Raw genomic sequence first — 4,505 nt, 5'->3', positions numbered from 1 at the left:
TCGGCGAGGGGGTATGGGCGTAAACCTGCCTGCGCCACGGCCTGGCCGTGGGAAGCTGCCCCATCTGGATCTGAGCCCGGCGCTGGACCATATCCCGCCCCGACATCCGACCCGGAGGACGATCGAAGGCCACCTTGGCCTTGTCCCGCTCACGGAAACTCGCCCGACGCAGCGCCCCCTCCAACTCATGGAACATCCGCACCTCACCCGCACTGGGCTCCCGATCCCACGGATAACTCAGACTCAGCAGACGATTGAGCCCGCGCTCCTCACGCCTGAACAACTTGGGCGCCTTCTCCTCCACCTTACGGTTCAGGCTTGCCTCCTGCTTCGGGTCAGGGGGGACCTCCTCATGGGGGGAGAAGGGGATGTGAATAAGCTTCGGCATGCTCTGTTGGGCTTGTTGGGTGAGTTGTTGGCGGGCCCCTCGAGAAGCGGCGGATCCGGAGCCGGTTGAGCCGGCATCATCATCACCGCCCCCTACTGGCACCAAACGCTCCACCACCACCAACGACCGATCCAACCAACACCACGGCAGGATCCACCCGCCCGCCAGACTCCACGACGACCTCCGATCTGATACCACAACACCGTGAACTAATAGACTTATGGTATCGAGATTTCATGTAGGTGGAGCAGTACCGAGGCAGCGGTCCGCTTCATCCTGGTGCGCCCGCTATGGTGGGAGGCACTTACATTCCGTGCGCGCACCTTCGCCCGCACCCGGGGGTGGGGTTCCGGCATGGCCGGGGCCCCACCCCTTCCGGCCACCCACTCCCGCACAGCACCATGAGTAAATTCGACCTGCCCATCCCGGAGATGCCCCCCAGTACCCCGGATCTTTTCGAGGACCTCTCCCCTGAGCTCGTCCGCTCGGCCAGGGAGCAGGCCATGCAGGCTCTCATCCTCGCCGACATCACCCGCCTGCCCACCCCGGCCTGCCAGGCCCTGACCGACGCCGTCTGGCTGGGCGAGTGGGCCGCCGACCAGCCTGTCGCGTACCCGGCCTCCCCTCACGCCGTCGCCGCCCGTCGCGCGTGGCGCAACGACATGCCCATGACAGCGTCCCTGCTCACCCACTCCGGATACCTCCCCCACCTCGACCCCCTACCGGAGCCTGATCGATCCATGATCAGCGCCCACCCGGCCCCGGAGGGGTGGAGTCATCCGGATTGGGAGATAGCCGCGGCCATCTACACGCTCGCGACGACCCTGCGCTCCGGTCTCAGGAGCTGGGGCGACGCCCCCATGGCCGCCGAAGCCGCGGCGGCCCGCTGGGGTCGGCGCTCAACGATCACCCAGGCCGTCCTGGACACCATCGCCACACTCCCCCACCACCAGAGCGTCATCATGTCCCACGGCCACAACGCCCGCTGGCAGACCATCGTCGAGGGCGGGCTCCCGCGGGAGGGGCGCGATGATCCTCCGCGATAGAGCAGCGGTTCTGCGTTACTGTGAAGCGGTGTCACGCCAGAGCAGCAAGCAAAGCATCAGGCCGCGGGACGGCGCCATCCTCCACGCGAATATCGATCCTGCTCTCATCGAGCACCTGGATCGAGCCCGGGCGATGGTGGGGGGCGTCACCCGCACGCGTTATATCTCAGAGCTTCTGACGCAGAGCATGTCGGAGGTCGATGAGCAGGGTGTTCCCACGTGGTGGGACACCGCCCCCCGGCAGCAGGCCCTCCCTCTGGGAAAGAACTAGGAGTGTTGTCTCGCAAAGCAAACAACAGTCATGTATGGTGGGGCCATGTCAATTCAGTCCATCTCATCCCGTGCACCGTTGTACGTGAACCTGGGCCCAGATCTTTCAGCGCGTCTGGATCAGGTGAGAAAGACGATCGGCGTATCCCGCACACGCTATATCGAGGAGCTCCTGCGCCGCGATATGTGCATGGTCGACAGACAGGGAGTGCCCAGCTGGTGGGATCGCGCTGATCTGCCGGAACCGTTCCCGACGGTGATTCATGCTGCTTGACAACTAAATAGATAAAGCGATGTGGCCCGGTCCCTGCCGGGGACCGGGCCACATTCAAGCCTTCGAGCCGCCCAACGCCTAGCAAGCAACGCGACTCGCAACCAACTCTCCAGCCACACAGGGGCCACCCCAAGAACGAGGACCACAAGGACCACGAACATGAGAACCACCACGAGAACGAGGACCACGAAGGTAACGGGGCTCGTAAACAAAAGGAGGTCTATGAGGTGAAACCTATGGGGCATATGAAAGTTTTTCCCTCAAAACCAGGGGCACTGGCAATGAAAGGAAGGGTGCCAACAATGAACTGCCGTCAAGAAGGACCGAGAGAACAAGAAGATCGGACCAGGATCACGGTGCTCTCAACAAGATCAAGATGCTCGCATCAAGATCGATGTGGTCAAACCATCAAGAAGCTCAAGGTGGTCTGATCCCATGGTAGCAGAGGTTGTCTCTGGTTGCACTCCCCGTTCAGTTACGGCTGTGTCGCGGACCGGTACGGGCATGCCGCGTCGTCGACGCGTGAGCCGCCGGGCCGAGACCAGCGCTCTGGTGGTGGCCGCCGCGGTTCCCGAGGGGTGCGGGGTCGCCTCCTCGCAGAGGGAGTGGCTGATAGCGGTGGAGCGGGCCGTGGATCGGGAATCGTGGTATGACTCCCGGCGTCGCTCGGTGCTGCTGTGGGCCCGCGAGGTCGCATCACACGTCGATATCTCCTCGATGACGACGAGGTACACCACATCTGACGTGCTTCGCGCCACAGGGCGGCGCTCGTCGACGACGATGAAAGCGTATCGACGGTGGGCCGAGTCCCGAGGGCTCTTGGCCGAGGTGGCGCCGGGAAGATCGGGGATGTGGGCTCCGGCATCCACCAATGCCTCCACCAGGCCCGATGGGACCGTAGTGGTCTCCAATGACGCGGCGGTCAGGGTTCTGCTTATCCCTCTCTCCGAGGTCGAGGAGATCCGCTCCCTCGTAGCGTGTGGAGGAAAACTGCCCCCCTCCCCATGTATGGGTAGAAATAGATCCCCGCGCGCGCACGCGAAAGGTTCCATCAACCATCTCAAACCACTACGCGGTACTGAAACCAATCGCCTGGCCGCAGTGCGGCCAGGTCAATGGCTCCCAGCCAATCGATGGCGCCCATGGTGGAAACGTGCCATCACGAAAAGCAAGGATGAGACAACGGTTGCTTCAGCGCGTCTACTCGCTGAAGACGTTCCTACTCTTCGAAGCACAACTGATCGATGGGTGGCCCACGTGATACGTCCCTTCGTCGCAGCTGGATGGACTGTCGCCGATCTGCAGGAAGCCATTGACCGACGGCCTGACGGTCATTCATGGACCTACGACCTGCGGAAAGTGCGTCGGGCCGAGTACTGGCTCAAGTACCGCCTGGACGCTTGGATCGATCACGGGACCGTGCTGCCCTCAGCCCGCCAGAAACGGGCTGCCGAGCATGAACGGGTAATGCTCAGGCGGGAGTGGGCCATCGCTCAGGCCGAGGCCGAGCGATGCCGAATCGACTCAATCCCCCGCTCGCGCCTTCTGGCGGGGCGTCTCAAAGCCCGGCGTGCGCTACTCGACGTCGCCGACTCCCGGCGTCGCCCTGCCGCCCAAAAGGCCGTCGATGAGCTCGCCGTCGAGCTCGAGGCCACCCTGGCCGCCGAGAGCGCCGCCAGGGAATCCCCGGCTGAATCACTTCGTGACATCAGCAAATCTCCATCCCATGAGACTTCGACCCCGTAGCATCATCGAGTCGTTGCGTCCGCTTCTATGGGTGAGCAGCTGAGGGGTGGGCTCGATCGGAACCAGCCCCTCCCCGCTGTCAGTCAGTTCATGATGTACAGCTGAATCAGCTTGCTCAGTTCCCTGATGGCCATGGCGAGCGCGATGACGACCTCGCGCCAGGACGGCTTCCCAGAGCCCCTAGGGCACTGTCGGAGAGGCTTATTCTTCTTTTCCATTTTTTTCTCACCTCCTTCTCTCCCCGTCATGGTGCCCGGGAGGCTTCTCGGCTCGTCTCTCCCGTTACCTTGTTGGTGGTCCCGGGTGGTCCGGGGCTGGGCCAGCTGCTGTGGGCATGATGTCTTGCCCCTGTCCTTAGATGATCCGGGGGGTGTTGTCACCCGCAGCAGCCGGGCGCTGGTGACCGCTGATAAGGGGAACGACCCATCGAGTGTGAGGTCTTTCGCAGGCGTGGGTGCGGGACCGGTTGTCCACTGGCTGACCCCGTATCGACTTGACCGAGAGGCGGCAGGAGAGATGGATATCGAGGACATCGACGTCTTCATCGGCACCGGGCGTCGGCAAGGAGCGAGCACTGGGCCACGGCCCTGAGCCAGGAAGGGCGGAAGGTCCTCGAGCGGGCCCCTACCCAACGACGAGGAGCGCCTGCGTGCTCTCTACAAGAAGCTGGCCGATCACGGACACCTGCTGGTGGTAGTAGACCAGCCCGCCACCATCGGGGCCCTGGCGGTGGCGGTGGCTCAGGACATGGGCATCACCGTGGGCTACCTGCCCGGACTGT

General features: G+C 63.5%; 6 protein-coding genes and 1 pseudogene. 5 read left to right on the top strand and 2 right to left on the bottom strand.

Annotated elements, in window-relative coordinates; genetic code table 11:
- Window positions 1-388: hypothetical protein (locus tag HMPREF0975_RS16330; protein ID WP_009234660.1), on the bottom strand; the 388-nt coding region annotated here is incomplete at its 3' end.
- 401 nt (window positions 389-789) lie between these two features.
- On the opposite strand from HMPREF0975_RS16330, the gene HMPREF0975_RS12985 reads away from it, so the two are divergent.
- The 4 genes from HMPREF0975_RS12985 (at window position 790) to HMPREF0975_RS12975 (ending at window position 3,724) form a co-directional block, all read left to right on the top strand.
- Window positions 790-1,434, top strand: coding sequence for a hypothetical protein (locus HMPREF0975_RS12985; RefSeq protein ID WP_009234659.1), 645 nt, complete (start codon window positions 790-792; stop codon window positions 1,432-1,434).
- A gap of 28 nt (window positions 1,435-1,462) precedes the next feature.
- Window positions 1,463-1,705 (top strand): hypothetical protein, encoded by a 243-nt coding sequence (locus tag HMPREF0975_RS12980; protein WP_141425147.1) that lies wholly within the window; start codon window positions 1,463-1,465, stop codon window positions 1,703-1,705.
- 45 nt (window positions 1,706-1,750) lie between these two features.
- Complete coding sequence (locus HMPREF0975_RS15790; protein ID WP_156808306.1) at window positions 1,751-1,978, top strand: hypothetical protein; 228 nt, start codon at window positions 1,751-1,753, stop codon at window positions 1,976-1,978.
- A gap of 1,359 nt (window positions 1,979-3,337) precedes the next feature.
- Window positions 3,338-3,724 (top strand): hypothetical protein, encoded by a 387-nt coding sequence (locus HMPREF0975_RS12975; RefSeq protein WP_156808305.1) that lies wholly within the window; start codon window positions 3,338-3,340, stop codon window positions 3,722-3,724.
- Window positions 3,725-3,807: 83 nt separating this feature from the next.
- On the opposite strand, the gene HMPREF0975_RS17140 is transcribed toward HMPREF0975_RS12975, so the two are convergent.
- Window positions 3,808-3,942 (bottom strand): hypothetical protein, encoded by a 135-nt coding sequence (locus HMPREF0975_RS17140; RefSeq protein WP_009234655.1) that lies wholly within the window; start codon window positions 3,940-3,942, stop codon window positions 3,808-3,810.
- Between the two features lie 400 nt (window positions 3,943-4,342).
- Between HMPREF0975_RS17140 and HMPREF0975_RS15785 the strand changes: the two are divergent.
- Window positions 4,343-4,505: pseudogene (locus tag HMPREF0975_RS15785) on the top strand (IS110 family transposase); the annotation flags it as partial.

This window comes from Actinomyces sp. oral taxon 849 str. F0330, from assembly GCF_000239715.1.
Taxonomy (GTDB): domain Bacteria; phylum Actinomycetota; class Actinomycetes; order Actinomycetales; family Actinomycetaceae; genus Actinomyces; species Actinomyces johnsonii.
This window is presented reverse-complemented; position numbering and strand designations above follow the sequence as displayed.